At 75.6% G+C, this 1,119-nt stretch carries 1 protein-coding gene; it reads right to left on the reverse strand.

From position 1 onward, the window contains the following. A partial coding sequence (locus tag ACIQOV_RS42420; protein ID WP_401056613.1) for a serine/threonine-protein kinase occupies nucleotides 1–1,103 on the reverse strand: 1,103 nt, incomplete at its 3' end. Between the last annotated feature and the right edge of the window lie 16 nt (nucleotides 1,104–1,119).

The raw sequence follows: 1,119 nt of genomic DNA on the forward strand, positions 1-1,119 counted from the left end.
AGGCTGCACCGGGGGTCGCGGTCGGTGCGGTCCTGACAGCCGCGTTCGGTGTTGAAGACCCGGACGTGGGCGGGCTGTCCGGACGGTCCCGGGTGCGGCCAGAGGGCAGTGCCGGTGACGGCGACCGTGGCGCAGGAGGCCAGGGCCAGCAGAGCGGTGCGAGGGCGAGGGTTCGGGCGGCGCGCGCGCCGGCCGGGGCGGTGGGCGCGGATGCGGGCGAGCAGGCTCTCCGCGGTGTGCGGGGCGCGGGCGGTGTGGGTGGGGGCGAGACAGTCGGCGGCCAGGGCGCGCCAGAACGGGGGGACGACGGCGGCCAGCCGCAGGGCAGCGCGGCCTTCCGCGTACTGCTGGGTGGCGGCGCAGCGGGCGGCGGAGGTGGCGCCGGGGAACGGCCGGCCGCCGGCGGCGAAGACCTCGTGGATCACGATGCCGAGCGCCCAGATGTCAGCGGTGGTACGGATCTTGACGCCGTGCTCGCCGAGGGGTTCCTTCCAGCGCTCCGGCGGGAGGTAGTCGGGGGTGCCCATCGGGGAGCCGTGGCCGTGGGTGCCGGTGAGTTCGATGGCGAGGCCGAAGTCGGAGAGGCGGACCTCTCCGTCCGCGCCGATGAGGACGTTCTCCGGCTTGAGGTCGGTGTGGACCCAGCCGGAGCGGTGCAGGTGGGCCAGGCCCTCGCAGATGCCGGTGACGATCCTGGCGCCATAGGCCTCGTCGATGCCGATGGCGAGCAGGTCGCGCAGGGTGCACCGGGCGCGTTCCATGACCAGGACGATCGCGCCGTCGAGCGACGGCTGGTCGGGGGCGGCCAGGACGACGGCATCGAGCAGCCGCACCAGCCGGGGGTGCGGGGCGGTACGGCCCAACTCGGCTTCGCGCCGGGCGGCTTCGGCGACCTGGCGGGCCTGGCGGGGCGCGAGTCCGGCGGTCAGCAGCACCTTGAGGGCGACCGTGTCATCCGCCCCGCCGCCGTCGGCCCGGCGGGCGGCGTACACCGTCGCCCAGCCGCCCTCACCGATCAGCCCGGTGACGGTCCACTCTCCGACCCGGTGGCCGGTCGGTAGAAGTTCCTCGCCGTCCCCGGGGAAGGCCGGGTTCTGCGGCATGGCCGGCCCTCCCTAC

This window comes from Kitasatospora sp. NPDC091257 (assembly GCF_044757675.1).
GTDB lineage: Bacteria > Actinomycetota > Actinomycetes > Streptomycetales > Streptomycetaceae > Kitasatospora > Kitasatospora lactacystinica.